This is a genomic window from Brevundimonas sp. NIBR11 (assembly GCF_027912535.1).
Lineage (GTDB): Bacteria > Pseudomonadota > Alphaproteobacteria > Caulobacterales > Caulobacteraceae > Brevundimonas.
Map to the genome: position 1 here is coordinate 2,122,045 of NZ_CP115465.1, position 24,604 is coordinate 2,146,648.

Sequence of the window (24,604 nt, forward strand, 5' to 3'; positions counted from 1 at the left end):
CTTCATGTCAACGCATCGCATCGGGGTCGCGGCCCTGCTCCCGCTCCTGTTGAGCCTCGCCCTTGCGCCCGCCGCCCAGGCCGAGGTGCTTCGGCAGAACGTCCCGGCCCAGTCGCTGAGCGCCGCTCGCATCGCCGGGCTGCCCGACGCTGACCGCGCCGCCTGGGCCGCCTATCTGGACCGCTCCCACGCCCAGGCCCTGCTAGACCGCGCCACCCTGACCGCCGAACTGCCGGCGGGCTCGACCGTGCCGCCGCCGCCCATCGCCTCGGGCGGGGGACTTCAATATCTGCCGCTGGATCGCGACGCCGCCTGGTATGCCTCGGCCGAGGCCCGCGCCTTGGCCGAGGCGACCGTGAGCTTCCAGACCCCGGCCGGCGGCTGGAGCAAGAACCAGGATCGCCGTCTCGCTCGCCTGCCCGGCCAGCGGTACTCGAACGACGCCGAGACGATGGAAGTGAACCCGGAGAATTATGACGCGCCGGTCGACCGTTTCTGGACCTTCGTCGGCACGCTCGACAACGGCGCGACCACGTCCGAGATGCGCTTCCTCGCCAAAGTGGCCGAGGCCGCGCCGGGGCCGGAGGGCGACGCCTACCGCGCCAGCATCACCAAGGGCGTCGAATACCTTCTGGCCGCCCAGTACCCGAACGGCGGCTGGCCCCAGATTTACCCCGTTGAAGGCGGGTTTCACGACGCGGTCACCTTCAACGACAACGCGGTGGCCGAGGCGGCCATGCTGCTGGAGGACGTGGTCGAGAACCAGAACGGCTTTGGCTTCCTGTCCGAGGACTATGAGGCGCGGGCCGATCACGCCGTGCGTCGCGCCGTCGCCGTCATCCTGGCCGCCCAAGTGCGGGTCGATGGCAAGCTGACCGCCTGGCCGCAGCAGGTGGACCCGCTGACGCTCCGGCCTTCGAGCGCCCGCAACTACGAGCCCCAGTCGATCGCCAGCGGCGAGACGACCGATGTGGTCATGTTCCTGATGCGCCAGCCCGCCCCTTCGCCTGCGATCAAGGCCGCCGTCCGCGCCGCCATCGCCTGGCTGGAGGAGAAGCGGCTCTACGACCATTCGTTCGAGATGACCGACGATGGCAGAAAGCTGATCGAGCGTCCGGGCGCCGGGCCGCTGTGGTCGCGCAACTACGACCTCGTCACCGGCCTGCCGATCTTCGGCGACAAGAACCAGCTGATCTATGACGACGTCAACGAGATCTCGATCGGCCGTCGCAACGGCTATTCGTGGTGGATCAGTTCGCCTCAGCGCGCGCTGGACGCCTATGTCGCGTGGAACGCGGCCAACCCGGGATAGGCGCGAACACCGGCCACATAGCGCCTGTCGAGGATCGGCTTGCCGAGCCAGTAGCAGAGCTCGGCCGGGCGGGTGACGTCCCAGACTGCGAGGTCAGCGGCCTTGCCGACCTCGAGCGTGCCGATCTCGTCCGAGAGGCCGAGCGCCCTGGCCGCATGGCGGGTTGCGCCGGCCAGGGCTTCCTCCGGAGTCAGGCGGAACTGGACGCAGGCCAAGGTCATGGCCGCCGTCATCGAGGCGACGGGAGACGTGCCCGGATTGCAGTCCGTCGCCACCGCCATGGCCACGCCATGGCGGCGCAGGGCTTGGATCGGAGGCGGGGTCGTCTCGCGCAGCATCAGATAGGCTCCGGGCAAGAGGACAGCCACGACGCCCGCCTGTCCCATCGCCGCGATCCCGGCCTCGTTCGCATGTTCGATATGGTCGGCGGATAGAGCTTTGTATCTCGCCGCCAAAGCCGCCCCGCCTCCGTCCGACAGTTGGTCGGCGTGCAGCTTGACCGGCAGGCCGAGCATCTTCGCCTTCTCGAACAGCCGGGACACCTCGGTGTCGGAGAAGGCGATGGGTTCGCAATAGGCGTCGACCGCATCGACCAACCCCTCGACATGCGCGGCGGGCAGGATGTCGTCGATGGCTAGGTCGACATAGGCGGGTCGGTTCGCGCGATGCTCGGGCGGCACGGCGTGGAGGCCGAGGTAGGAGGTGCGGACGCGGACCCCTGCCTCGCGGCCGATGCGGCGGGCGACGCGCAGCATCTTCAGCTCGGCGTCGCGGTCGAGGCCGTAGCCGGACTTGATCTCCACCGTCGTGACGCCGGTGGCCTTCAGGCCTTCTAGACGGGCGACGGCGGAGGCGTAGAGGTCCTCCTCGGCCGCCGCGCGGGTCGCCGTCATGGAGGAGACGATGCCGCCGCCGGCCCTCGCGATCTCCTCGTAGGTGGCGCCGTTCAGACGCTGTTCGAACTCGCCCGAGCGGTCGCCGCCGAAGACCAGATGGGTGTGGCAGTCGATCAGACCCGGCGTGACCCAGCGGCCGTCGAGGCGGTCGGTCTGCGTGGCCTCATGCGCGGGCAGGTCGGCGCGCGGACCGACCCAGGCGATGCGGCCGTCGGCGATCAGGATGGCCCCGTCTTCGATCGCGCCATAGGCGGCGGCGGCCTCGGTCATGGTAGCCAGACGGCAGTCGGTGATCAGTCGGTCGGCCTTCATCCACGATCTCCCCGGCCCGGCGAGAACCGCGCCACCAGATCATAGCGATCGCCGGGGAAGGTCTGCCACACCTGGGTCACCCCCTGCCCGTCCCGCCAGGTCCGGCGCTCGACACAGAGACAGGCCGCGCCTGCCTTGACGCCGAGCAGGGTCGCCTGACGCGCCGTCGCCGACACGGCGGAGATGCGATGCTCGGCCTCGGTCCAGGGTTCGAAGTCCAGCAGCCAACTGCCCGGCGGAACCTTGCGGAAATCGACCGTCATGGCCTCGGGCGCGGTGGTCAGGGCGATCAGGCGCCGCTCCAGCGCCAGCGCCGTTCCATCGCCGAGATGGAGGCCGTCGACCTCCAGCAGCAGGCCGCCGTTCGCCAGTTCGGTTTCCTCCGTCGAGGGGCTGCGTTCCTTCCGCGCCAGCAAGCGGAACTCATAGGCGAGACCCCGCGCCGTCGCCTCCGCGCGCAGGTCGGGGATGGCCAGCATGGCGGAGTGGACCCGGGGCTGGGCGACGAAGGTCCCGGCCCGGCGGCGGCGCGTGACCAGACCCCGCGTAACCAGTTCGGAGATGGCCTTGTTTACCGTCATCCGCGAACAGCCGTAGCGTTCGGTCAGCTCGTGCTCGAACGGAATTCGCGATCCGGGCGCCCAGTCGCCGGACAGGATGCGGCCCTCCAGGTCGTCGTAGATGCGGCGATGAAGAGTGGCCGTTTCGCTCATCCGAGGACCACCGACAGGGCTTTGCGATAGCGGGCCTCGATAGCGTCGCGGGCGATGTGACGGCCGTCGGCGACGACCCGTTTGCCTCGGCGCCAGACCGAGCGGATCGCCCGCGCGCCGCCGAAGATCCAGCTGTCCAGAACCGCGTCGCCGGACCGGCTCGCGAAGCCGACGCCACCGGTGTTCAGTTCGATGATGTCGGCGGGCAGGCCGACCTTGAGGCTCGCCTCGGCGCCCGTCGCCTGACGTCCGCCGGACAGGGCGCGGTCGAACAGGGCGCGGCCGGTGGAGCGGTGCGCATCGGCCATCACCCCCCGCGCGCGCAGGGCCAGACGCTGGGAATACTCCAGCATCCGCAGTTCGTCGGCGACGCCGATCTGGATATTGGAATCCGTGCCGATGCCGAAGCGGCCCCCGTTCGCGACGAAGTCCCGCGCCGGGAAGATGCCGTCGCCGAGGTTGGCTTCGGTCAGGGGGCAGAGACCGACGACGGCGCCCGCCTTGGCCACGCCGCGCCGTTCGGTCTCGGTCACGTGTGTCGAGTGGATCAGGCACCACCGCTCGTCGACCGGGGCGTTGGCCAGCAGCCATTCGACCGGCCGCGAGCCGGACCAGGCGAGGCAGTCGTCGACCTCCTTGGTCTGTTCGGCGACATGGATGTGGATCGGTCCATCGCCCGCCAGACCCGGCATGGCGGCCAGCTCATCCGGCGTCACAGCGCGCAGGCTGTGCGGCGCGACGCCGACGACGGCGTCCGGTAGGCGGGCGGTCAGGCTGCGGCCGCGCGTCACGAGATCCGCGAACCCATCGACGTCGGTAATGAACCGCCTCTGGCCGTGGTTGGACTCGGCGCCGCCGAAGGTCGAGTGGGCGTAGAAGACCGGTAGCAGGGTCAAGGCGATGCCCGTCGTCTCCGCCGCCGCCACGATACGCGCGGTCAGCTCGGCCGGGTCGGCGTAAGACCCGCCAGTCGGGTCGTTGTGCAGATAGTGAAACTCGGCGCAGCGGGTGAAGCCGCCTTCCAGCATGTCGCAGAAGGCGAAGGCGGTGATGGCCTCGATCTCCTCCGGCCCGCCCCGGTCGAGGAAGCGGTACATCAGCTGGCGCCAGGTCCAGAAATTGTCGCCCGCGTCGCCGCCCCCCTCTGACTTGGCCGGTCCTCGAGCCTCGGTCAGACCGGCCATGGCGCGCTGGAACGCGTGGCTGTGGACGTTGGGCATGCCCGGCAGGGCGACGCCGTGCGCGTCATCCGTCGGCGCGCGCGGGGTCTCGATCTCGAGGTCGGAGATCAGTCCGTCCGCCACCGTGATCCGCACGTCGCGCGCCCAGCCGTCGGGCAGCAGCGCCTGTTCGAACCACAGGCTGCAACCTTCGGACGGCGTTTGCGACACTGGACAATCCCGGGCGGTTGAGAACACTATGTCTAGACATAACACGTGTCGCACGTTTGGCGAGGGAGACCGGAATGAGCGCAGACTGGCTGACCGTCGTCGAGGGCGATGCGCCCATGATCGTCGCCTTCCCTCACACCGGAACCGACATTCCCGCCGACATCGAGGCCCGAATGGTCTCGCCCTGGCTGGCCCGTAAGGACGCCGACTGGTGGGTGGATCGGCTGTATGACTTCGTCGGCGAAATGGGGGTCACCACCGTCCGCACGGCGATCAGCCGGAGCGTCATCGACGTGAACCGCGACCCGTCCGGCGCCTCCCTCTACCCGGGCATGGCGACGACCGGCCTCTGCCCCACGGAGACGTTCGACGGCGAGCCCTTGTATCCCCCCGGTCAGGAGCCGGATCAGACCGAGATCGACCGTCGTCGTGCGACCTGGTTCGATCCTTACCACGACGCCCTGACGGCGCAGATCGAGCGCCTGCGCGCGAACGGGCCTGTCGTCCTCTACGACGCTCATTCGATCCGCTCCGTGGTGCCGCGCCTGTTCGACGGCGAGCTGCCGCAGTTCAACATCGGCGACAACGGCGGCGTCACCTGCGCACCGGAACTCAGCCGGGCGGTCGAGGCCGCCTGCGCCGTGACCGGCTGGACCCACGTCCTGAACGGGCGGTTCAAGGGCGGCTGGACGACGCGCCACTACGGCCGCCCCGCCAAGGGCATTCACGCCATCCAGATGGAGCTGGCCGATCGCGGCTACATGCTCGATCCGGAGGGCGAGGTCTCCGAGGCGAACTGGCCCTCGCCCTACGAACCCGCCCGCGCCGAGGCCATGCGCAGCCATCTGCGCGCCATCCTGACCGCCTGCGCAGACTTCGCCCGGAAAGCCTGACATGACTCAATCGAACGCCCGCGTCGTCCGCGCTCCTCGCGGCCGCGAAATGACGGCCAAGACGTGGGCCGCCGAGGCGGCGCTCCGCATGCTGATGAACAACCTTGATCCCGAGGTTGCCGAGCGGCCGGAGGACCTCGTCGTCTATGGCGGTATCGGCAAGGCGGCGCGCGATTGGGCGAGCTTCGACCGGATCGTCGAGAGCCTGCGCGACCTCGCGCCGGACGAGACCCTGCTGGTCCAGTCGGGCAAGCCGGTCGGCGTCTTCCGCACCCATGCGGACGCCCCGCGCGTCCTTATCGCCAACTCCAACCTGGTGCCGAAGTGGGCGACCTGGGAGCATTTCAACGCGCTCGATCGCAAGGGCCTGATGATGTACGGCCAAATGACGGCCGGGTCGTGGATTTACATCGGCACGCAAGGGATCGTTCAGGGAACCTACGAGACCTTCATGGAGGCGGCGCGCCAGCACTGGGGCGGCGAGACGGCCGGCAAGTGGATCCTGACCGCCGGCCTTGGCGGCATGGGCGGGGCTCAGCCCTTGGCGGCGACGATGGCCGGCGCGTCCTGCCTCGCGGTGGAATGCCAGCGCAGCCGGATCGAGATGCGTCTGCGCACCCGCTATCTCCATGTCATGGCCGAGACCTTGGACGAGGCCCTGGCGCTGATCGAGGAGGCCGGACGGACCGACAAGCCGATCTCGGTGGGCCTGCTCGGCAATGCCGCCGAGGTGTTGCCGGAGATGGTCAAGCGCGGGGTCCGCCCCGATCTCGTCACGGACCAGACCAGCGCCCACGACCTGATCAACGGCTACCTGCCGATGGGCTGGACCGTGGCGGAATGGGAGGACAAGCGGGTCTCCGATCCCGCCGTCGTCGAGGCTGCGGCGCGGAAATCCTGCGCGGTCCATGTGCAGGCCCTGCTGGACTTTCTGGCCGCCGGCATCCCGGTCACCGACTATGGCAACAACATCCGCCAGGTCGCCTTCGATGAGGGCGTGACGAACGCCTTCGACTTCCCGGGTTTCGTGCCGGCCTATATCCGCCCGCTGTTCTGTCGCGGGATCGGGCCGTTCCGCTGGGCGTCCCTGACCGGCGATCCGGAGGATATCAGGAAGACCGACGCGGCGATGAAGCGGCTGTTCCCCGACAACGCCGGCCTCCATCGCTGGCTCGACATGGCGGGCGAGCGGATCGCCTTCCAGGGCCTGCCGGCGCGCATCTGCTGGATCGGTCTGGGCGACCGTCATCGGGCAGGGCTGATGTTCAACGAGATGGTGGCGTCGGGAGAGCTGTCGGGCCCTATCGTGATCGGACGGGACCACCTCGACTCGGGCTCGGTCGCCAGTCCGAACCGCGAAACCGAGGCCATGATGGACGGGTCGGATGCGGTGTCCGACTGGCCCCTGCTGAACGCCCTGCTGAACACGGCGTCGGGTGCCAGTTGGGTGTCGCTGCACCACGGCGGCGGAGTGGGTATGGGCTATTCCCAGCACTCGGGCGTGGTCATCGTGGCCGACGGCACGCCGGAGGCGGCGGCCCGTCTGGAGCGGGTCCTGTGGAACGACCCGGCCACCGGCGTCATGCGCCACGCCGATGCCGGTTATGAGATCGCGCGAGGGGCTGCGCGGGAGCATGGGCTGAACCTGCCGAGCTTGAAATGACCTCTCCCGTTGGGAGAGGGAGACCGCGCACGGCGGCGCAGCCGTCGTTCCGGCGCGGTCGGGTGAGGGTCGAACTCCACCGGTGACGCACGACCCTCACCTTTTCGCATAGCCAATCGCTGCGCTCTTGGATGCTCAAGCCCTCTCCCACCGGGAGAGGGATAGGAATGAACGAATGACCCAGATCACCATCGGCGCGTCGCCCCTCACCCTCGCCCAGCTGCGCGCCGTGCTCGATGGGCCGGTGACCGTCAGCCTGACCGACGCCGCCTGGGCCGATGTGGAGAAGTCGGCCGCGACGGTGGCCGCGATCATCGCCGAGGGCCGGACGGTCTATGGCATCAACACCGGCTTCGGGCTTCTGGCGAACACCTCGATCGCGCCGGGCGATCTGGAGACGCTGCAGAAGAATCTGGTGCTCAGCCACGCCTGCGGGGTCGGGGCGCTGCTGGACGATGCGGTCGTACGGCTGATCCTGGTGCTCAAGATCGCTAGCTTGTCGAAGGGCGCGTCGGGCGTGCGGCGCGAGACGCTGGAAGGGCTGATCGCGCTCGTGAACGCCGACGTCCTGCCCTGTATTCCGTCCAAGGGTTCGGTCGGGGCCTCGGGCGATCTGGCGCCCCTGGCCCATATGTCCTGCGTCCTGATCGGCGTCGGCGAGGCGCGGCATCTGGGTCAGGTGCTGGACGCCGAGGCGGCCATGGCGCGAGCGGGCGTGGATGTGGTGACCTTGGGACCGAAGGAAGGTCTGGCCCTGCTGAACGGAACCCAGTGTTCGACGGCTCTGGCCCTGGCCGGCCTGTTCGCCACCGAAGCCGCCTTCGCCGCCGGGATCGCGGCGGGCGCCCTGTCGGTCGATGCGCTGAAAGGATCGGACGCGCCGTTCGACCACCGCATCCATGCGCTCCGCAACCAGCCCGGCCAAATCGCCGTGGCCGCGACCCTACGTGAGCTGATGGCCGGTTCGGCCATCCGCGACAGCCACCGCGAGGGCGATGTGAAGGTGCAGGACCCCTACTCCCTGCGCTGCCAGCCCCAGGTCATGGGTGCGGTGCTGGACGTGATCCGCAACGCGGCCGCCATGCTGGAGCGCGAGGCCAATGCGGTGACCGACAATCCGCTGGTCCTGATCGACGATGGCGATGTGATCTCGGGCGGGAATTTCCACGCCGAGCCGGTAGCCTTCGCGGCGGATCAGCTGGCCATGGCGCTCTGCGAAATCGGCAACATCTCCGAACGCCGGACCTCCATCCTGGTCGATCCGAAAATGAGCGAGTTGCCGGCCTTCCTGGTCAAGGAAAGCGGGCTGAACTCCGGCTTCATGATCGCCCAGGTGACCGCTGCCGCCCTGGTCGCCGAGAACCGGATGCTGAGCCACCCGTGCAGCGTCGACACCGTGCCGACCAGCGCCAATCAGGAGGACCACGTCTCGATGGCGACCCACGGGGCGAGGCGTCTGCTGGAGATGGCCGAGAACACCGCGACCGTCGTCGGCATCGAGCTTCTGGCGGCCGCCCAGGGCATCGAGTTCCATCGGCCGCTGAAGAGCTCGGGGCCGCTGGAGGCGGTGTGGTCGATCGTGCGCGAGGCGGTCGCGGCCTATGACAGCGACCACTATTTCGCGCCGGATATCGCGCGGGCGACGGACGGTGTCCGGGCGGGGCGTTATCGCCGGTTCGCCGACAGCCTGTTGCCCTCGGCCTAGACCGCGCGGGGGCGGGAGAGGCGGAACAGGCCCGCCGCGGCCAGCCACAGGACGCAGAAGCCGGCGATGAAGACGGCATCGCGGCTCTCCCCCAGGGTCACCGCATAGAAGGCGGCCCAGGCCTGGGCGACGGCGGTTCCGACCATGGTCAGGGCCATGCCGTTGGGGCGGAATCGGCCGACGATCGCGCCGACGACGGCGACCAGCAGGACGCCGAGAAAAACCAGGTTGGCGGGGTTCTGCTCGCCGCCGATCATGCCCACGGCCATGTTGACCCAGAGGGTCAGGAAGCCGGTGACGACGGCCACGGCGAAGCCGACGCGGTAGGTCCAGTTACGCGACAACCGCAGGGCCAGTTCGGCGCAGCCGCCGACGACGGCGAACAGACCGCCCACGATGAGGAAATCGAAGGGGCTCCAGTCGACCTCGTCGGTGAACCGCATGGCGACCAGGGGGACGCACAGCAGGGCGGCCAGCCCGCCCCAGACCAGAATGCGCCATGGGATGTCGGAGGATCTGATTTCGGTGGGGTTCGCCATTGCCTTCATTCCGTCGTTGGTTGACGCTCGACCGTGGCCGCCCGGGCGATGAGCGTCATGAGCCGGACCTGAGGAATCCCTGAAACGTGGCCGACGGCGTCTTCCGCTTCGATCCCTTCGTGCTGGACTGCCCGAATCGCCGGCTGACGCGCGGCGGGGCGACGGTCGATCTGAACGCGCGGTATCTGGACGCCTTGGCGCTGCTGGTGCGCGAGCAGGGCGGGCTGGTGTCCAAGACCCGGTTCCTCGACGAGATCTGGCGCGGGGTGCCGGTGACGGACGAGGCGCTGACCCAGTGCATCCGGTCCCTGCGACGGGCGCTGGGCGACGATGCGACCAACCCCCGATTCATCGAGACGGCGCCCAAGCACGGCTATCGCTTCATCGCCCCGGTGACGATGGAGTCCACAGGGCCGAAGCCGGTCGCGACGACCACGGCGAGCGCGCCAATGCGCCCCTATCGCGACTGGGACTCGATGTTCCGGCTGGGGCGGTCGGGGATGGTCGGAGGCGGGGCGGCCGGTCTGATCGGCGGGTTGATCTACGGCCTGATCGGGGTGTCGGACGGAGCCGGGTCGGTCTCAGCCCTTCTAGTCATCGCCTGTCTGACGATGATCGTCGGGCTGATGGGCGGGGCGGGCGTCGGGTTCGGCGTCGGCGCGGCGACCCTGTTCCCGGCGGGGACCCGAAGCCTGGTCGTCCTCGGCGCGGCGGCGGGCGGTCTGTTGGTGGGGGCCATCGTCAAGATGGTCGGGCTGGACGCCTTCAGCCTTCTGTTCGGCCAATCGCCTGGCGCCATCACCGGCGCGCCCGAGGGTGCGTTGCTCGGCGGCGCGGTCGGGCTGGGCTTCTGGCTGTCGCACCGGAGCGGTCCGATCTCGCCCCGGCGCAGCGCGGCCATCTCCGGCGCCTGCGCGGCCGTGGGCGGCCTGTTGATCGCGCTGCTCGGCGGGCGGTTGATGGGCGGCAGTCTCGATCTGCTGGCGGATCAATTCCCGCAGTCGAGCCTGAGGCTGGACCACCTCGGCCGGCTGTTCGGAGAGATCGGCTTCGGACCGGTGAGCCGGGCGGTGACGGCGACGCTGGAGGGGCTGCTGTTCGGCGCGGGAGTCGCCTTCGCCCTGACCGTGACCCGCCGCGCGACCCGGGTCTGAGCGGACTCCAAAAACACCGTCCAGACCGTCCAAGGCGGTCGTTTGATTTCGACGACTTGGGATTTCGGAGCGCGAGAGCGATGCGGACGTCCACCGCGACGCGAGAATTGTTGCTGACGGTGTCAAAGACCTATGCGGGATGGGAGAGAGGGTTCGACGACGCAAGCGTTGGCGAGGAATTCTGGACCACCGCGGTCAGCGACACTGAGCGATGGACTTCAACCCGGCCAGCAGGGCCCCGCTGGTCACTCCCGTGCGGCAGCCACCGGCGAGGATGAGGCGCAGCGCCTGGGCGTGGACCTGGACGGACGGCCAGTGCCAGGCCTCGGTCTGGATCATCCGGTCGGAAATGTCGCACAGGCTGTAGGCCGCCTCGAACAGGGGGCCTGTGTCGAAGAAGCCGGCCAGATCGACGATGGACGAGGCGAGTTGATAGACGCGCGGCCCGGCGTCGGGCGCGGCCTCGGCGCAGGCTTCTTCCAGGAGGCCGAGCGTGCCCGACACCATGGCCATGGCGTCGTCGCGGTGGACCTCCAGCGCGGCGTCGGCGTTGCGCTCCAGATCCTGAACGCGGCGTCCGCCGGGCTCGGACATCTGGCGCGCCAGGGAGCTCCTGACTTTGAAGGTTCGGGCTTCGGTCACAGGGAGACCTTCATCGGCTTCATCATCATGTCGATATCGGACTGGTCCATATTGGCCTCGGTGGCGGCGCCGACGTGCTCGGACAGGTCGCCGTCGCGGCGGCCGGGCATGCCCATGGGCGGGCCGAAGTTGCGCACCCGGCGGTCAGGCCCGACATAGGTGGCGCACTCCACGAAGCTGCGCTCGTCGGCGCCCAGCCACAGGATGCGTTGCAGGAGAACCGTGGGCGTCAGGGGCTTGGTCACGACGAAGCTGGCGCCGCAGTCGCGACCCTTGTGCACCTTGGACTGAGCCGCGTGGCCGGTCAGGAGAATGACGGGGGTGTAGCGGATCGGCGGCGGCGTCTCCTGACGCAGCCAGCGGGTGAAGTCGTAGCCGTCCATGCCGGGCATCGAACAGTCAATCAGGACCAGGTCGATGTCGCGGGTCTCGATGGTGGAGACGGCCTCGGCCGTGGTGCTGCGCTTGATCTGCTGCTTGACCCCGAAGCCATGGAAGATCGAGCTCAGCATATCGAGCGACTTCTGGTTATGGTCGACCAGCAGCACCGTAGAGCGCGCCAGATTGACCCGGTCGGGGGTGGGTGGGCGCGCCATGGATCAGTCGAACAGGGTCAGTTCGCCAGAGGACGCGGCGGACATGGACGGACGCACCGGCGGCTCGCCCACCAGACGCTCGTAGAGGTCCGACAGGGTCAGGGCGTGCAGGGCCGTGGCGATCGGCGCGCCCGCGCCCACGGCCGCCGCCATGCCGCCGAGCCCTTCCAGGCGCTGGATCAAAAGGTCGAAAGCCTGGATCCCGGCCATGGCTTCGGCGCGGCGTTCAGCCGGGCAGCCGGAAACCAGTTCGGTCGTAAGCTCGGACAGCGCTTCGAGCCGCACGCAAATCTCGGCCAGCTCGTCCGAGACGGCCACCAGCAGGAGACGGGACTTCGCTTTCATCATCAGAACAACTCCACGGCGCCGGAGGCGACCGGTTCGATGCGGGGCGGGGCCTGGACCGGCACATGGCCGTCGGTCACCGCGCGCTGAAGGGCTCGCCCCGTGGCGGGCCAGTAGTGAAGGCGACGGCCGCCATGACCGCGCAGGCTGCCGCCGACGACGGGAATGCCTTCGTCGCGCAGGAAGCGTTCGGCGAAATCGGCGTTCTGCTGGCCGACGTCGCGCAAGGAATCGAACATGCGGCCGCCGCCGAACAGCTTGGCCTCCAGACGGTCGCGACGGGCGCCGGCCTTCATCACGTCGTTGATCAGAAGCTCCATGGCATAGGCGCCGTAGCGGCGGCCCGCGTCGGTCCCCGCCCCCGCGCCCTCGGGCAACAGGAAGTGGTTCATGCCGCCGACGCCCGTATCCGGATCGCGCAGGCACATGGCCACGCAGCTGCCCAGGATGGTGGTCAGCATGACGTTCGGGTCGGACGTGACGTGGTGCTCGCCCTGGCCAACGTGGATCCGCTTTTCGGTCGCAAGGGCCTCGGTCGACATCATGTCAGGGGACCGAAGACGCCTTCCAGCTTCTCTTTCAGCTGGGCGACGGTGAAGGGTTTGACCAGGTAGTTGTTGACCCCGAACTGGACCGCGCGCGCGACCAGATCGCGGTCGGCTCGGCCAGTCAGCATGATGAAGGCCGAGCCTTGCGTCGGCGGATGGGCGCGCACAGCACGGAGCAAGCCGAGCCCGTCGAGCTTGGGCATGTTGAAGTCCGAGATGATCAGGTGGGCGGGCTTGGCGATCATCTCGCGCAGGCCCGCCTCGCCGTCGGCGGCCTCGCGGAACTCGCGGAAGCCGAGCTGCTGCAGGCTGGTGCGGATCAGGGCGCGCATCGACAGTTGGTCGTCGACGATGAGGACGTGGATGGCGGAGGCGGCGGGCATTCTGGAATCCTCAGGCGGCGGACTGTGCGAAGGGGGACGCGCACAGGTCGAGAATGGCGGACGGGAGACGGGCGAGCGGCAGCTGGCGTTCGACGGCCCCGATCTCGTGGGCGACGCGGGGCATGCCGTAGACGACGCAGCTGGCCTCGTCCTGTCCCAGGGTTCGGGCGCCGGCGTTGCGCATCTCCAGCAGACCCTGGGCGCCGTCGCGGCCCATGCCGGTCAAGATAACGCCGGTCATCGGGCGACGCAGGCGGGACACCGATCTGAACAGGACGTCGACCGAGGGGCGATGACCGCTGATGGTGTCGCCCTCGCTCAGGCGGCAGCGCGGCGTGGCCCCCGAGACCTCCAGATGGGTCAGGCCGCCGGGCGCCAGGTAGATGTGGCCGGGCATCAGGGGGGCGCCGTCGGTCGCCTCGGTGACGGTGGCGGCGGACATCTTGTCCAGACGGGCGGCGAAACTCGGAGTGAAGGTCGCCGGCATGTGCTGGGTGATCACGGTCGCCGGGCAGTGGGCCGGGAAGCTGGAGATGATCGTCAGCAGGGCCTCGACCCCGCCGGTAGAGGCGCCGATGGCCAGGATGTGGTCGGGCGCGGCGCGGTAGTCCGCGCGGGGGCGCGGGGCCTCGGTCGCCTCACGACGGCGGACCCGCGAGCGGGCGGCGGTCTTCACCTTCAGGGTCAGTTCGGCGAAGGCCTCCATCGCCGTGACGCCGGCGCCGGGTTTGCCGACCGCGTCGACCGCGCCCATCTCGAGCGCCTGAAGGGTCACCTCCGCGCCGGCCTGGGTCAGGGTCGAGACCATGACGACCGGCATGGGGCGCAGCCGCATAATTTTCTCGAGGAACTCCAGCCCGTTCATGTTGGGCATCTCGACGTCCAGGGTGATGACGTCGGGGTTCAGCTCCTTGATGAGGGCGCGGGCCTCCAAGGGGTCGGCGGCCGAGCCGACGACCTCGATCTCCGGATCGCGGCGCAGGGCGGCCGTGATCAGGCCGCGCATGGTGGGGCTGTCGTCGACGACGAGGACGCGGACGGCCGTCATGCGGCGAGCCTGTAAGTGGTCAGGCCCGAGGTCTGGAGCGACGTCACGGCCGGGCCGCTGATGCGTTCGGAGTGGCCGATGTAGAGGGTGGCGCCGGGGGTCATCAGCGGGGTGAACCGCTTCCACACCCGCTCCTGGGTCGCGTCGTCGAAATAGATCACGACGTTGCGGCAGAAGATGACGTCGAACTTGCCGCGCATGGGCCAGTCGCCGATCAGGTTCAGCTCGCGGAAGGAGACGAGGTCGCGCAGGACCTGAGTGGCGCTCAGCATGTCGCGGCCTTGCCCTCCGAATGAAGACGGGGGGGCCTTCTCGAAGAAGCGGTGGCGCAGCATGGGCGGGGCGGCTTCGAGATGCTCGGCCGAATAGACCCCGGCGACGCCGTCGGCGACCATGTTGGGGTCGATGTCAGTGGCCAGGATTTTGACGTCGAGCTCGTTCGCCTCGGGCAGGCAGGCCAGCACCGTCATGGCCATGGAATAGGGCTCCTGCCCGTTCGAGCAGGCGGCCGACCACAGGCGGATCCGCTCGCCGCGACGGGCGCGCTCCGCCAAGACCGGCATCACCTGATCGCGCAGGTGATCGAAATGGTGCGGCTCGCGGAAGAAGCGGGTCACATTGGTGGTCAGGGCGGCCGTCATGGCCTGACGCTCGTCCACCCCGTCGGAGCCTTCGATCAGGGCGCAATAGTCGCGGAAGCTTCGCAGGCCGAGCGAACGCAGGCGCTTGGCCAGACGCGAGTAGACGAGCGCCGCCTTGCCCTCGTTCAAGGCGATGCCGGCGTGGCTGTGCAGAACTTCGGCGATGTGGCGGAAGTCCTCGGCCGTGAAGACGAACTCGCCTTCGACCAGGGAGGTCCGCCCGGCGGGGCTGGTCATGCGGCTTCTGCTTCGGTCTCGGGAATGATCCGGTCCAGTTCGATCAGGCTGATCAGACGGCCGTCCATGGCGAACAGACCCTTGACGAAGGACTTGACCTGTTCGCTGGCGACGTCGGGCGTCGGCTGCATGGCCTCGTCGGTCAGCTGGATGATGTCCGACACGGCGTCGACCAGGAGGCCGACCATCCGGCCCCCGACATGGGCGACCATGATGACGTGACGCGCGGTCGGCTCGGAGGTGCGCAGGCCAAAGCGGGCGCCCAGATCGATGATCGGAAGGACGGCGCCGCGCAGGTTGATGACGCCCTTCATGAAGCCCGGGGCGCGCGGCAGGGGCGTGGCCGGGGTCCAGCCGCGGATTTCGCGCACGGCCATGATGTCCACGCAGAATTCCTGTTCGCCTATGCGGAAGGCGATCAGTTCGCGGGCGGCGGCGGCGGTGTTGGCTTCGGTCATGATCTAGCTCGCGATCTTGAGTTCGGTACGGGCGGTCTCGTGGCGCACGGAGCGGCGGCGCGAGCTCGACACGATGGCGTCGACGTCCAGGATCAGGGCGACGCGGCCGTCGCCCAGGATGGTCGCGGCGGCGACGCCGTCGACAGGCTGGTAGTTGGTCTCCAGGCTCTTGATGACGACCTGGCGCTGGCCCTGGATAGCGTCGAACAACAGGGCGGCGCGGGTCCCGGCCTCGGTCTCCACGACCACGGCGACGCCGATTTCGGGCGCGACAGGGGCGTCACGGAAACCCATGCCGAGGGCGACGTCGATCAAGGGCACGAACTGGTCCCGGAACCGGATGACCGGGTCGTGGCCGCCGACGTAGTGGATGTCCTGGGGTTGCGGCGTCAGGCTTTCGACGATGGCCGTCAGGGGGGCGACCAGGGTCTGTTCGGCGCCGGTCACGACCATGCCGTCCAGCACCGCGAGCGTCAGCGGCAGGCTGAGGGTGAAGGTCGAGCCCTTGCCGGGCGTGGAGGAGATGGAGATGCGGCCGCCCAGGGCCTGGATCGAGCGACGGACCACATCCATGCCCACGCCGCGCCCGGAAACGTCGGTGATGGTCTCGGCGGTCGAGAAGCCCGGCAGGAAGATCAGATTGTCGATTTCGTCGTCGGTCAGGACCGCGTCCTCGGCGATCAGGCCGCGCGAGACGGCGATGCCCTTCACCCGCTCGCGGTTGATGCCTTTGCCGTCGTCGGAAATCTCGATGACGATCCGGCCCGAGCGGTGCAGGGCGACCAGACGCACCGTGCCCTCGGCCGGTTTGCCGGCGGCGACGCGCTCCTCGGGGCTTTCCAGCCCGTGGTCGATGGCGTTGCGCAGCATGTGGGTGATCGGCTCGGCCAGGCGTTCGACGACGGTCTTATCGACCTCGGTGTCCTCGCCGGCGGTGACCAGACGCACGCGCTTGCCCGTCATCTCGCCGACCTCGCGCACGAGGCGCGGCATGCGCTGGAAGACCGACTTCACGGGCTGGGCCCGGATGGCCATGACGCTGTCCTGGATTTCGCGTGTCAGCAGTTCGAGATCTTCGAGGCCGACGGAGATGCCGGACGAACGGGCGAGGCCGCTCTCGATGACGCGCTGGGCCAGCATGGCCTGCTGGATGACCAGTTCGCCGACGACGTTGATCAGGCGATCGACGCGGTCGAGATCGACGCGGATGGTGACGGCGGCGGGTTGGGCCGGCGCGTGGGCGGGGGCCGGCGCGGCGGTCGCGACGGGAGCCGAGGCGGTCGGAGGCGTCGCCGGCTCCGGCGTCGGGATCGGCGGCTGTTCGGACTTGGCGGCGACGGGCGCCAGCGGGGCGATGGGCTCGACGATGACCGCCGGATCAGGAGCGGCGGCGATATCGGCCTGCGCCTTGGCCAGCAGAGCGGCGATGTCGAACTCGGGCTCGGCGGGGGTTTCGACCGGGGCGAATTCGGCTATCGGCGCCGCGGCCGAGGCAGGGCGGATCGCCAGATCGCAATCGGTCTCGACAAAGTCGAAGACGTCGCGGATCGCGGCCTCGCCGGCGTCCGTCGTCAGGTCGATGGTCCAGGACAGGTACGACTCTTCGGCGTCCAGGGCGTCGAGATCCGGCAGTGCCGAGACGTCGAGCGTGACGCTCAGTTCGCCCAGGCGCGACAACTCGCGCAGCAGGATACCGGTCTCGTTGGCGTTGGCGTACATCCGGCCGTGCGGATGGAAGACGATGCGCCAGGCGTCAGCGGCCGGCGCCGGGGCGTCCAGATCGGCGAGGTTGAAGGCGACCGGCTTGAAGCCGAACGCGTCCGCCTCGATGTCCATCGTGATGGCGACCGGGGCGAAGGCGGGGTCCGGCTCCACGAACGCGGCGAGGGCGGGCGCGGGCTCCCCGTGTGTCAGGGCTTCCAGCTCGGCGACCAGACCGGCGGAGCGGATTTCGTCGACCGGCGCGCCCTGGCCGCGCGCAGCGGCGATGTGGTCGGCCAGCACGTCGGAAGCGCGCAACAGGGTCTTCACCGTGACGTCGTCGCACGGCTTCCGCTCCGAGCGGATCTCGTCCAGCAAAGTCTCGAAGACGTGGGCGAACCGGACCAAGGCGTCCAGGCCGAAGGCCCCTGCCCCGCCTTTGACCGAATGGACCGCCCGGAAGACGGCGTTGACGGTCTCATTGTCCGCCTGGCCCTGTTCGATCGCCAGGAGGCCCGTCTCCAGGTCGCCGAGCAGCTCGTCGCACTCCTGGAAGAAGACGACCTTGATGGCCTCGAAGGGATCGACAGCGTCAGACATGGATCAGGCCGCCACGCGCCGGACGGCGTCGACCAGCTTGGCCGGGTCGAACGGCTTGACGATCCAGCCGGTAGCGCCAGCGTCGCGGGCGCGCTGCTTCTTGGTCGCATCGCTCTCGGTCGTCAGGACCAACACCGGGGTGGCGCGGTGCGCCGGATCGGCGCGCACGCCCTCGATCACGCCGAAACCGTCCATGCGGGGCATGTTGATGTCGGTGATGATGACGTCGGCGCCCTCGGCGGCGAGCGTCTCCAGCCCGTCCACGCCGTCCACGGCCTGGATGACGCGATAGCCGGCGTCGACCAGGGCCATCATCAGCATGTCGCGCATGGTGCGGCTGTCGTCGATGGTCAGGATGGTTTTGGTCACGACATGGCTCCTTGCACGGCGGTCCTGGCCGCTCCGAACGCGTTCCATTGGTCGGCGAACTCACGCGAGACCCCGTCGATCTTCAGCGTGTGGCCGTCACGGGCCCAGGTCTGCTGGGCCGAGATCAGGACCTGCAGGCACAGGCCGCCGAGGCGTTCGACGCGCGAGGCGTCGACGATCACCGACTGGCCGCGCATGGGCAGCAGGGCGGCCTTGAGCGGTTCGGCCTGGGCCAGGTCAAGGACAGCCGGAAGCGAGATCGAGGCGGCCATCAGAACTCTTCCCAGCCGTCTTCGGCGGCGACCGGAGCCGGCTTGAGAGCCGCGCCGCCGCGACCGAGGGTGCGCATCTGGGCGACCGGACGGGCGGCGGGACGAGCGGCCGGGGCCGCGCGAGCGGGGGCCGCGACGGCGCCGATCTGGAAGCGGGCGACCGAGCCGGCGAGCACCTCAGCCTCCTGCGACAGGGAATGGCTGGCGGCGGTCGACTGTTCGACCATCGCAGCATTCTGCTGGGTGACCTGGTCCATCTGGTTGACGGCGGTATTGACCTGCTGGAGGCCCGTCGCCTGCTCCTGGGCCGAGGCGGCGATCTCGGAGACCAGGCCGTCGATCTCGGCGACGCGGCCGACGATGCGTTGCAGGGCCTCGCCCGTCTGACCGACCAGCGACACCCCGGCGTTGACCTGGGTCGTCGAGGCCGAGATGAGGACCTTGATCTCCTTGGCGGCCTCGGCCGAGCGTTGAGCCAGGGCGCGGACTTCGGAGGCCACGACCGCGAAGCCGCGACCAGCGTCGCCCGCACGGGCCGCCTCGACGCCCGCGTTCAGGGCCAGGAGGTTGGTCTGGAAGGCGATCTCGTCGATCACGCCAATGATCTGGCTGATTTCCTGGGCTGACTTCTCGATCGCCCCCATGGCGCCGACGGCGTCACGGACCACGATGCCAGAGGTCTCGGCGTCACCCTTGGCGGCCTGGACGGTCTCGGAGGCCTGACGGGCGCCTGAGGCGGTGCGGTTCACCGTGGCTGTGATCTGGTCGAGGGCGGCGGCGGTCTCTTCCAGCGAGGCGGCCTGCTGTTCCGTGCGGCGCGACAGGTCGTCGGCGGCCTGGCTGATTTCGCCCGAGCCCGAGCGGATGGCCGAGACGTTGGTGACGACGACCGACATAGCGTCCTTCAGCTGGCCGATGGCCGCGTTGAAGTCGTCCTTCAGCTTCACATAGTCCTCGGGGAAGGGCTGAGTGAGCATGTAGGTCAGGTCGCCGCGCGTCAGGTGATCCAGACCCTCGCCCAGGGCCGCGACGACGGCGGCCTGTTCGCGGGCGGCGGCCTCGGCGGCGCGCTGGTTGCGAGCGCGCTCCTCGTCCGACTGGCCGCGCAGGGCGGCGCCCTCGGCCTCCAGACGGGTCTTCTCGATGGCGGCGTCGCGGAAGGCCTCCACGGCCCGGCCCATCTCGCCGAACTCGTCCTTGCGGATGCTGCAGGGGATGTCGAAGGCGGTGTCGCCGCCCATCAGTCGACGCATGTAGCCGATCATGTTGTTGACCGGACCGACGATGCCGCGCGTCAGGGTCCAGGCCGCCGCGACCGAGATCAGCAGGGCCGCGGCCAGACCGATCAGCAGGGCCGTCAGAGCCATGCTCGCCGCCGCGTCCTGGGCGTCGCGCGTCGCCTGAAGCGCCGTCATGTTCTGGGTGTTCAGAGCTTCCAGGCCGTCCTCGACCACCTGGGTGTAGTTGTCCGCCGCGCCGTCGCGGCCGACCATGGCCACGGCCTGCGCCTTGGTCGCCGGGTTGGAGGCCAGGGCCACGCCAGGAGTGACGACATGTTCGTACCAGTCGTCGGCGCCCGTCTCGATCACGTCGGCCAGACGATCGGCCTCGGCGTTGCCTTCGGTGCGCAGGTCGGCGAGCCCGGCTTTGAAGTCCGAACGGTGCGCGTCCAGCCGCTCCAGATAGTAGCGGTCCCCGGAGACCAAGAAGCCGCGGTACGAGTTTTCCTGTCGCGCCATCTTGAACTCGATGGTCGCGGTCTTGCGCACGATGGCGTTAGCCGTGCTGCGCGCCTCGCCGGCTTTGGCCAGGGCGTGCAGGTTGACGAAGATCGTCGCGCCCATGGCGCCGATCGCCAGGAGGACGGCGGCGAAGGCGATGGCGAGCTTTTTGCCGATCGGGAGATTGGTGAAGAACACAGCGGGTTTCCTTCGAGATCCGGGCGGAGAACCGGGAGAAAATCAGAGAGAGAAGCTGATCGAGGCGACGAGACGGCCCTCGTAGGGCTCGCCCAGACCGTGGTCGGCGGTGTCGAACCAGCGGACGTCCAGTGTCGCGTTGTCGGTGAGCTTGTGCTTCACCCCGGCGTTCCAGGCCGTGTATTCGGCGCCGCCGTCAGCCGAGCGATCGGCGATGGCGGCGCTGGCCTTGGTCTTGGGGGTCAGGGCCATCGAGCCCTGCAGTTCGATCCACCAGGCCTCCTGCGTCGCGGCGAAACCGTCGGGCGAATAGTTGACGCGCAGGCGGGTCGTGACGCGGCCGAAGGCGCGGGTCGCATCGGCCTGGTACTCGAAATAGTTGCTGTCGACGCCGTCGCGGCTGCCCGGCAGGTCGCGGTTCAGGACGGCCAGGTCGAACTTGATGTCCCCCAGCGTGGGCCGCCAGCCGACCTGGGTGATGGTCTCGGCGTCGGCGCCTTGCGACAGTTCGGCCGCGGAGGCGAAGACGCTGGCGTAGACCTGGCCGGTCGAGACCTCGACCGAGCCGAACGGGGCGATCTCGCCGTTCGATTTGCCGATGCCCTTGCCGATGTATTCGCTGGCGACGCCGACGTTCCAGTTGATTTCGTGAGCCGATGCGGCGGCCGGGACGAGGGCGGCGACGAGGGCGCCGAGGACGATCGGGGTCTTGGCGGAACGGGCATTTTGCACACGGTTCCGAGCAGTCGAGGTCATGGATAGCCTTCCTTGGATGATGGTCCAAGGATCGGCAGCGGCGCCGTATTATTGGTGAATGGGGGAATAAGTATGAATACCTATGCCCAGGGGGGGTCGACGGACCGTGTCTGTATCAGCGCTCTACAGAGCTGGACGTTATTCACGCGGGAGTGAAATTTTACCGTCATCGTGGAACCGGTTACATCCACATCTGCAGCGCGAATCGACACATGGGAAGCTTACCGGGCTGGACTTCGCCTGGAGCAGATCGAGGCGGCATGATGTCGCGACCGGACGCTACGGCGCTCCTCCAAGCCAGAGCGGCGAAACTGCTGCAGGCGCCGTGGGCCGGCTATCCGCTGGCCATCGGGGCCGTGCTGGCCGCGCTCGGCATCCGCTCCGCGCTCGAGGAGTTCGGCAGCTTCTATTACCTGCCCATGCTCCCGGCGATCATGGCCACGGCCCTGTTCGCCGGGCGGCGCGAGATCGCCTTCGCCATCGTTCTGGCCATCGCCGCCAACGTCGCCCTGGTCCACCGCGACAGCCTGACCGACACGGTCGCCAACGCCCTGTTGTTCGCGGCGATCTCATGGCTGATCTCGGAAGGCATCCTGCGCCTGCGAACCTATCGAAGCCGCGCCGGCGAACTGTCGCGAAGCCTCGCCCGGCGCGACCACATGTTGCAGACGATTCTGGCCTCCGTTCCCGTGGTGACCCTGGATCGGGAAGGCGTGGTCCGATCCTTGACTCCCTCCGCGTCATGCATCCTGGCCGCTCCGGAAGACCTGGCCATCGGTGAGCCGTTCAGCCTGTTCGTCGAGGATTTCGATCTGGCGAGCCTGTCGGCGGCGGAGGGCCAGGCCGGCGCCCCCACCATCTGGATCGGACGGCGAGGCGACGGCCGGAGGGTGGATCTCAACATTCAGATGGGCCTGAACGACGATCCGGCCGATCCAGACCACGCCATCCTGAGCCTGACCGATCTGACCGAAGCCCACGCCGCCGACGCCCATGCGCGCGAGTTGCACGCCCAGTTGAACCGGGTCTGGCGGCTGAACTCCCTAGGCGAGATGTCGGCCTCCCTCTCACACGAGCTGAACCAGCCGCTCAGCGCCGCCATCACCTATCTGCACGCCGCCCAGACCGACATGAAGCGCGCCGGTCCCGTGGCCGAAAGCGCCGGGCGGACGGTCGACATGGCCAAGGCCCAGCTTCTGCGCGCCGGGGAAATCATCCGCCGCATGCGCGAACTCCTGGCCCACGAGAGCCGGGGGCTGGACGTCGAGAGCGCCGGGTCGATGATCGCCGACCTGCACGGGGTGATCGGCATGATCGCACGCACGGGCGGCGTCTCCATCGACCTCCGGATCGAGGACGAGAACGACAGCGTCTGGGCCGAACGGATTCAGTTCCAGCAGGCCATGGTCAATCTGGTCAGGAACGCCGTGGAGGCGCTGGAGGGACGACCCGACGCCCGCGTCCTGATCACCGGCAAGGCCATCTCGCCCGAGAGCTATGAGATCCGCGTCGAGGACAACGGGGCCGGTATTGCGACCGCCGATATGGAAACCATCTTCCGCCCCCTGATAAGTACGAAATCGGGCGGAATGGGCCTGGGCCTGTCGGTGACGCGGACCATAATCGAGAGCCACGGCGGCGTGTTGAAGGTCGAGGCCAGCCCGCTGGGCGGCGCGGCCTTCTCCTTCTGCCTGATGCGCGAGCGGGAGCTTGTGGACGCATGAACACCATCACCGTCCTTATCGCCGAAGACGACGACGCGGTGCGCGACGCGCTTCTGGTCCTGCTGCGCAGCGAGGGAATTCGCGCACGCGCCTTCGCCAGCGGCGCAGACTTGCTCGCCAACCTGCCCGAGGTGGATGCGGCCTGCGTCATCACCGATGTCCGCATGCCCGACATGGACGGCATCGAGGTCGTCCAGAGGCTGAAGGCGCTGAAGGGCGATGCCTGGCCGGTCGTCGTCATCACCGGCCACGCCGATGTGCCGATGGCGGTTCAGATGATGAAGGCCGGGGTCGTCGACTTCATCGAAAAGCCCTTCGATCCCAACCGGCTGCTGGAGGCCGTGCGCGGCTGTCTAGGTCATCTGTCGGTCCTAGAGGGCGCACGCCAGAGCCGCGCCGAAGTCGCCGAACGCATCGCCCAACTGAGCCAGCGTGAAACTCAAGTGTTCCGCGCCCTGGTCGAAGGCCGCTCCAACAAGGAGATCGCCGCCGACCTGGAAATCAGCCCGCGCACGGTCGAGATCTTCCGCGCCAAGGTGATGTCGAAGATGCAGGCCAAGAGCCTGTCGGCGCTCGTGCGGATGGGGCTTACCGCGCCGGCGGAATAAGGCGGTCGGGATGCAAGGCCGACACCCATCCTAAACCTCTATGATGCAACTTATGCGTGCGAATCTCGAAAGACGCACATGACCGCATCGACCGTCACCGCCCCGCCGCTCAAAGAGTTGGTCTCGATCCAGTATCTGCGCGCAGCAGCGGCGCTCGGCGTCGTCGTCTGGCACGCCCAGGGCCAGGTCGGCATTCCCGAGACACAGGTCCTACAGGCCGGGATCGAGATCTTCTTCGTCATCTCGGGCTACGTCATGTGGCTGATCCTCGGGCAGAGGCCGACCTCCCCGATGGTCTTCCTGCAGAAGCGGCTGGCGCGGATCGTGCCGCTGTACTGGCTATTGACCAGCATCATGGTTGTTCTTTTGCTGGTCGCGCCGCAGCTGCTGCAGAGCACCCGCTTCGACCTGCCCCATGTGATCGCCTCCTACCTGTTCGTCGCCTGGCCCAATCCGGTCGAGACGGCTGGGCTGAAGCCGGTGATGATCCCGGGCTGGACGCTGAACTACGAGATGGCCTTCTACCTCCTGCTGGCGGTCGGACTGACGATGAAGGGGGCTTGGCGGGGGCCGTTCGTCATCGGCGTCCTTCTCGTGCTGGCGGCGCTTTCGCCCCTTCCGATGCCGCCGATCGCCGGGTTCTATGTGTCGCCCTTCATGGCGGAGCTGGCGCTGGGCGTGGGGCTGGCCATGGTGATGCCGCGCCTGCCGAAGACCTGGCTGAACCACGGCGTCGCGATCTTCATCGCGGGAGTCGGCTTGCTGATCCTCGGCGGGTCGATGATCGATGCCGACGCCCACGGGCGGCTGGTTCTGCTGGCCCTGCCGGCGGTGCTGATCGTGGGCGGTCTGGTCGCCATCGAACAGGCCGGGCGACTGCCCTCCATCCCTGTGCTGAAGGGTGTCGGCGACGCCTCGTACCCCCTCTACATGATCCATCCCGTCCTCCTGTCGGCGATGGCCCAGGCCATGAAGTTGGCGGGCTTGACCGTCTCGCCCTGGGCCTATGTCGCGGCCGCTGTTGTCGTCACCTCGATCGTCGGCTGGTTCGCCCACCTTTGGCTGGAGCGCCCCCTGATCGCAGCCTTCAGACCGCGCCTGCGCAAGCCGTATCCGGCGCCCGTCCCGACCCTCGCGGCCGCACCAGACCAAGCACGCCCGTGACCACCTTGAGTTGCA

The 24,604-nt window shown here is 68.6% G+C and carries 25 protein-coding genes; 8 read left to right on the top strand and 17 right to left on the bottom strand.

Features of this window, described 5'->3' with window-relative positions:
- The first annotated feature begins 4 nt into the window (after positions 1-4).
- On the top strand, positions 5-1,312 hold the full coding sequence (gene pelA, locus O5O43_RS10760; RefSeq protein WP_271083882.1) for a pectate lyase: 1,308 nt from the start codon (positions 5-7) through the stop codon (positions 1,310-1,312).
- Here pelA and hutI read toward each other — a convergent pair.
- The 3 genes from hutI to O5O43_RS10775 are packed head-to-tail and all read right to left on the bottom strand — an operon-like array spanning position 1,279 to position 4,624.
- Positions 1,279-2,520, bottom strand: coding sequence for an imidazolonepropionase (gene hutI, locus O5O43_RS10765; RefSeq protein ID WP_271083883.1), 1,242 nt, complete (start codon positions 2,518-2,520; stop codon positions 1,279-1,281). The genes pelA and hutI overlap by 34 nt on opposite strands.
- Entirely contained in the window at positions 2,517-3,233 is a 717-nt protein-coding gene (gene hutC, locus O5O43_RS10770; RefSeq protein ID WP_271083884.1) for a histidine utilization repressor, read from the bottom strand. The genes hutI and hutC overlap by 4 nt, the downstream gene beginning before the upstream one ends.
- Positions 3,230-4,624, bottom strand: a complete 1,395-nt coding sequence (locus O5O43_RS10775) for a formimidoylglutamate deiminase (RefSeq protein ID WP_271083885.1) — start codon at positions 4,622-4,624, stop codon at positions 3,230-3,232. Before O5O43_RS10775 ends, hutC begins: the two co-directional genes overlap by 4 nt.
- Before the next feature lie 74 nt (positions 4,625-4,698).
- Between O5O43_RS10775 and hutG the strand changes: the two genes are divergently transcribed.
- The 3 genes from hutG to hutH all read left to right on the top strand — a co-directional run bounded on the left by hutG (position 4,699) and on the right by hutH (position 8,885).
- Positions 4,699-5,517: an N-formylglutamate deformylase gene (hutG, locus tag O5O43_RS10780; protein ID WP_271083886.1), complete on the top strand. Its 819-nt coding sequence runs from the start codon at positions 4,699-4,701 to the stop codon at positions 5,515-5,517.
- A 1-nt stretch (position 5,518) separates the two neighbouring features.
- Complete coding sequence (gene hutU, locus O5O43_RS10785; protein WP_271083887.1) at positions 5,519-7,180, top strand: urocanate hydratase; 1,662 nt, start codon at positions 5,519-5,521, stop codon at positions 7,178-7,180.
- 175 nt (positions 7,181-7,355) lie between these two features.
- A complete protein-coding gene (hutH, locus tag O5O43_RS10790) occupies positions 7,356-8,885 on the top strand; it encodes a histidine ammonia-lyase (RefSeq protein ID WP_271083888.1) in 1,530 nt (509 codons plus the stop codon).
- Here hutH and O5O43_RS10795 read toward each other — a convergent pair.
- Complete coding sequence (locus tag O5O43_RS10795; RefSeq protein WP_271083889.1) at positions 8,882-9,424, bottom strand: hypothetical protein; 543 nt, start codon at positions 9,422-9,424, stop codon at positions 8,882-8,884. The genes hutH and O5O43_RS10795 overlap by 4 nt on opposite strands.
- A gap of 86 nt (positions 9,425-9,510) precedes the next feature.
- On the opposite strand from O5O43_RS10795, the gene O5O43_RS10800 reads away from it, so the two are divergent.
- Positions 9,511-10,578, top strand: coding sequence for a winged helix-turn-helix domain-containing protein (locus tag O5O43_RS10800; RefSeq protein WP_271083890.1), 1,068 nt, complete (start codon positions 9,511-9,513; stop codon positions 10,576-10,578).
- Between the two features lie 195 nt (positions 10,579-10,773).
- Here O5O43_RS10800 and O5O43_RS10805 read toward each other — a convergent pair whose 3' ends face one another.
- The 13 genes from O5O43_RS10805 to O5O43_RS10865 are packed head-to-tail and all read right to left on the bottom strand — an operon-like array spanning position 10,774 to position 21,093.
- On the bottom strand, positions 10,774-11,172 hold the full coding sequence (locus O5O43_RS10805; RefSeq protein WP_271083891.1) for a chemotaxis protein CheE: 399 nt from the start codon (positions 11,170-11,172) through the stop codon (positions 10,774-10,776).
- Positions 11,173-11,216: 44 nt separating this feature from the next.
- Positions 11,217-11,816, bottom strand: a complete 600-nt coding sequence (locus tag O5O43_RS10810) for a response regulator (RefSeq protein ID WP_271083892.1) — start codon at positions 11,814-11,816, stop codon at positions 11,217-11,219.
- A gap of 3 nt (positions 11,817-11,819) precedes the next feature.
- Positions 11,820-12,164: a hypothetical protein gene (locus tag O5O43_RS10815; protein ID WP_271083893.1), complete on the bottom strand. Its 345-nt coding sequence runs from the start codon at positions 12,162-12,164 to the stop codon at positions 11,820-11,822.
- Complete coding sequence (locus tag O5O43_RS10820) at positions 12,164-12,706, bottom strand: chemotaxis protein CheD (RefSeq protein ID WP_271083894.1); 543 nt, start codon at positions 12,704-12,706, stop codon at positions 12,164-12,166. The genes O5O43_RS10815 and O5O43_RS10820 overlap by 1 nt, the downstream gene beginning before the upstream one ends.
- Entirely contained in the window at positions 12,703-13,092 is a 390-nt protein-coding gene (locus tag O5O43_RS10825) for a response regulator (RefSeq protein ID WP_271083895.1), read from the bottom strand. The genes O5O43_RS10820 and O5O43_RS10825 overlap by 4 nt, the downstream gene beginning before the upstream one ends.
- Before the next feature lie 10 nt (positions 13,093-13,102).
- On the bottom strand, positions 13,103-14,140 hold the full coding sequence (locus O5O43_RS10830; protein ID WP_271083896.1) for a chemotaxis response regulator protein-glutamate methylesterase: 1,038 nt from the start codon (positions 14,138-14,140) through the stop codon (positions 13,103-13,105).
- Entirely contained in the window at positions 14,137-15,018 is an 882-nt protein-coding gene (locus O5O43_RS10835) for a protein-glutamate O-methyltransferase (RefSeq protein WP_271083897.1), read from the bottom strand. Before O5O43_RS10835 ends, O5O43_RS10830 begins: the two co-directional genes overlap by 4 nt.
- Positions 15,015-15,476 (bottom strand): chemotaxis protein CheW, encoded by a 462-nt coding sequence (locus O5O43_RS10840; RefSeq protein WP_271083898.1) that lies wholly within the window; start codon positions 15,474-15,476, stop codon positions 15,015-15,017. The genes O5O43_RS10835 and O5O43_RS10840 overlap by 4 nt, the downstream gene beginning before the upstream one ends.
- Before the next feature lie 3 nt (positions 15,477-15,479).
- Positions 15,480-17,777 carry a chemotaxis protein CheA gene (locus O5O43_RS10845; RefSeq protein WP_271083899.1) on the bottom strand — a complete coding sequence of 766 codons (2,298 nt, stop codon included), beginning with the start codon at positions 17,775-17,777 and terminating at the stop codon, positions 15,480-15,482.
- A 3-nt stretch (positions 17,778-17,780) separates the two neighbouring features.
- Positions 17,781-18,146 carry a response regulator gene (locus O5O43_RS10850; protein ID WP_271083900.1) on the bottom strand — a complete coding sequence of 122 codons (366 nt, stop codon included), beginning with the start codon at positions 18,144-18,146 and terminating at the stop codon, positions 17,781-17,783.
- Positions 18,143-18,418: an STAS domain-containing protein gene (locus O5O43_RS10855; RefSeq protein WP_271083901.1), complete on the bottom strand. Its 276-nt coding sequence runs from the start codon at positions 18,416-18,418 to the stop codon at positions 18,143-18,145. Before O5O43_RS10855 ends, O5O43_RS10850 begins: the two co-directional genes overlap by 4 nt.
- A complete protein-coding gene (locus tag O5O43_RS10860) occupies positions 18,418-20,337 on the bottom strand; it encodes a methyl-accepting chemotaxis protein (RefSeq protein WP_271083902.1) in 1,920 nt (639 codons plus the stop codon). Before O5O43_RS10860 ends, O5O43_RS10855 begins: the two co-directional genes overlap by 1 nt.
- 42 nt (positions 20,338-20,379) lie before the next feature.
- Positions 20,380-21,093 (bottom strand): TorF family putative porin, encoded by a 714-nt coding sequence (locus tag O5O43_RS10865; protein WP_271083903.1) that lies wholly within the window; start codon positions 21,091-21,093, stop codon positions 20,380-20,382.
- Between the two features lie 260 nt (positions 21,094-21,353).
- Here O5O43_RS10865 and O5O43_RS10870 point away from each other — a divergent pair, with 260 nt between their 5' ends.
- The 3 genes from O5O43_RS10870 to O5O43_RS10880 all read left to right on the top strand — a co-directional run bounded on the left by O5O43_RS10870 (position 21,354) and on the right by O5O43_RS10880 (position 24,589).
- Entirely contained in the window at positions 21,354-22,817 is a 1,464-nt protein-coding gene (locus tag O5O43_RS10870) for an ATP-binding protein (RefSeq protein ID WP_271083904.1), read from the top strand.
- Complete coding sequence (locus O5O43_RS10875; protein ID WP_271083905.1) at positions 22,814-23,425, top strand: response regulator; 612 nt, start codon at positions 22,814-22,816, stop codon at positions 23,423-23,425. Before O5O43_RS10870 ends, O5O43_RS10875 begins: the two co-directional genes overlap by 4 nt.
- A gap of 78 nt (positions 23,426-23,503) precedes the next feature.
- Positions 23,504-24,589: an acyltransferase gene (locus tag O5O43_RS10880; protein ID WP_271083906.1), complete on the top strand. Its 1,086-nt coding sequence runs from the start codon at positions 23,504-23,506 to the stop codon at positions 24,587-24,589.
- The last annotated feature ends 15 nt before the right edge of the window (positions 24,590-24,604 follow it).